Origin of the sequence: Pseudomonas sp. NPDC087803, assembly GCF_044742995.1 — a bacterium.
Lineage (GTDB): Bacteria > Pseudomonadota > Gammaproteobacteria > Pseudomonadales > Pseudomonadaceae > Aquipseudomonas.
In genome coordinates this window covers 481-2,730 of sequence record NZ_JBIUVO010000135.1, presented here as the reverse complement: position 1 = coordinate 2,730, position 2,250 = coordinate 481, and the positions used below count along the sequence as shown (strand labels likewise).

Annotated in this window: 2 protein-coding genes and 2 pseudogenes; all 4 read right to left on the bottom strand. The window is 61.2% G+C overall.

What is annotated here, in order from left to right; translation table 11 throughout:
• A pseudogene (locus ACIOUG_RS26895) lies at positions 1-127 on the bottom strand (cytochrome C oxidase Cbb3); the annotation flags it as partial.
• A gap of 481 nt (positions 128-608) precedes the next feature.
• Positions 609-1,562, bottom strand: a complete 954-nt coding sequence (ccoP, locus tag ACIOUG_RS26890; RefSeq protein ID WP_401070187.1) for a cytochrome-c oxidase, cbb3-type subunit III — start codon at positions 1,560-1,562, stop codon at positions 609-611.
• A complete protein-coding gene (locus ACIOUG_RS26885; RefSeq protein ID WP_401070184.1) occupies positions 1,559-1,756 on the bottom strand; it encodes a cbb3-type cytochrome oxidase subunit 3 in 198 nt (65 codons plus the stop codon). Before ACIOUG_RS26885 ends, ccoP begins: the two co-directional genes overlap by 4 nt.
• Positions 1,757-1,761: 5 nt before the next feature.
• Positions 1,762-2,247, bottom strand: a pseudogene (ccoO, locus tag ACIOUG_RS26880) (cytochrome-c oxidase, cbb3-type subunit II); the annotation flags it as partial.
• Positions 2,248-2,250 lie beyond the last annotated feature (3 nt).

The following is a 2,250-nucleotide window of genomic DNA, read 5'->3' as shown; positions in this document are numbered from 1 at the left end:
CGGCCAGACCAGTTGCGAGGCGATGAAGACACCGAGCCCCATGCCAAGGATCCCCCAGACCACCGTCATGATGGCGAACTGGTACTACCTTATAGTTATAAGCAGACGGACTGATTGCTGTGCTCATTCTAAGGTTCCACGGTTTGGGTGTTTTATTAGGATTAAAATCGGCCGCAAGTATGCAGAGAGCAGGGGGTCATTGCAACGCGCCATGACCTGGGTCAATGCTTTCCAACGCTGATTCTGCGGCCTTTCCATACGCCGCGTAAGGTCAAAATTGGCCTCGGACAAAATGTCGCAGCGGACGAAAAAAGCGAGGGGTTCAGGTCAGTTGTTACGGGGTGTGTTCGAACGCAGTGATCGGGTGACCGACGGTCATCGGCGCGACAGCCGGTATCTACCGGGCTTTGCGCCCTGTCAGTCAGGCGATTTGTCGAACACATCGCTCAAGGTCGACCTGGAACCGGCACGGGCCAGTCCGCATCGAGCAAGCGTAGACCCGAATCGGAGGATTCGAAAGGAGAGGCTGTGACGGGGTGCGACAATGCGTCGCAAAGGGGCGGGATGCTGCCGCACCGAGAACGGTGCGGCAGAGGTGTATGCAATGCTTACTGCTTGTTGTCTTCGGTAATAAGTTTTTCTGTATTCAATCCATGGCTCAGGCTGTACACATAAGCTGCGAGCAGTTGCACTTTATCGTTGCCCAACAGTTCGTTCTGTGCCGGCATGTGGCCCTGGCGACCGTGGCGGATGGTCTGCTCAAGCTGCGTCAGACTCGTGCCATAAATAAATCCGGCCGGGTGCGTCAGATTCGGCGCACCCATGGCTTCAGTGCCGTGGCCGGTTGCCCCATGACAGGCTACGCAAGTGGTGCTGAACGCTTGCTGTCCGGCTTGCAGGTCAGCCTTGCTGTCGGCGGGCAGTGGCAGGCCGGCCAGTTCGTGACGCACATACGCCGCGACGTTCTTCACCCCGGCTTCGCCCAGCACGTCGCCCCAGGCCGGCATCGCCGCCATCCGGCCACCCATGATGGTGGTCTTGATGGTTTCGGCGTCGCCGCCCCAGCGCCAATCGCTGTCGGCCAGGTTAGGGAAACCGAAAGCGCCCTTGGCGTCGGAGCCGTGGCATACCGAGCAGTTGGAGGCGAACAGCCGGCCACCCATTTTCAGCGCCTGCGGATCCTTCGCCACTTCCTCCACCGGCATGGCGGCGAATTTGGCGAAGATCGGCCCGAATTTGGCGTCGGCCTTGCTCATTTCCTTTTCCCACTCGTGGACGGCGGTCCAGCCGTCCTCGTAGCCGGGCAGGATGCCTTTCCAGTTGCCCCGGCCCGGCGGCAGGATCAGATAGCCCACGGAAAACACCAGCGTGCCGGCCAACAGCATGAACCACCACTGCGGCAGCGGGTTGTCGTACTCCTCGATGCCGTCGAAGCTGTGGCCCATGGTCTGGTCGACGCTGCCCTTAGTCTCGCCCCGGCGGGTGCCGATCAGCAGCCAGGTGAGGCCGATCAGGCTGCCGATGGTCAGTACGCAGATCCACGTACTCCAGAAGGTGGTCATGGCCGGGTACTCCTTGTTTCAGATACTGGTTGGGTGTCGGTTTGCGGCTCATCGGCGAACGGCAGCAGGCGCGCTTCGGCGAATTCCGGCGTGCGCTTGCGGTTAAACACCCAGATCGTCAGGCCAACGAAGGCGACGAACACCACGACGGTGCCGAGGCCGCGAATCAGCCCTGAGCTCATTTCAATGACCATCGTGCTTACCTCTTGCTCTTGATCGCAGTGCCGAGCACTTGCAGGTAGGAGACGAGGGCGTCCATTTCGGTCTTGCCCTTGAGGCTGGCGACCGCGCCGCTGATGTCGTCGTCGGTGTACGGCACGCCGAGGGTGCGCATGGTCTTGAGCTTGGTTTCGGTGTGGCTGCTGTCCACCGCTTGCGTCACCAGCCACGGGTAGGCCGGCATCTTCGACTCAGGCACGACGTTGCGCGGGTTGTACAAATGCGCGCGGTGCCAGTCATCCGAGTAACGCGCACCGACCCGCGCCAGGTCCGGCCCGGTACGTTTCGAGCCCCACAGGAACGGGTGATCCCACACGCTTTCACCGGCCACCGAGTAGTGCCCGTAGCGTTCGGTTTCGGCGCGGAACGGCCGGATCATCTGCGAGTGGCAACCGACGCAGCCTTCGCGGATGTAGATGTCGCGGCCTTCCAGTTGCAGCGCGGTATTGGGCTTCATGGCTTCCACCGA

What these genes read in the sequence shown, in the direction of transcription:
- ccoP (WP_401070187.1), bottom strand. Translation starts at nt 1,562, where the DNA reads ATGACCACCTTCTGGAGTACGTGGATCTGCGTACTGACCATCGGCAGC.
- ACIOUG_RS26885 (WP_401070184.1), bottom strand. Translation starts at nt 1,756, where the DNA reads ATGGTCATTGAAATGAGCTCAGGGCTGATTCGCGGCCTCGGCACCGTC.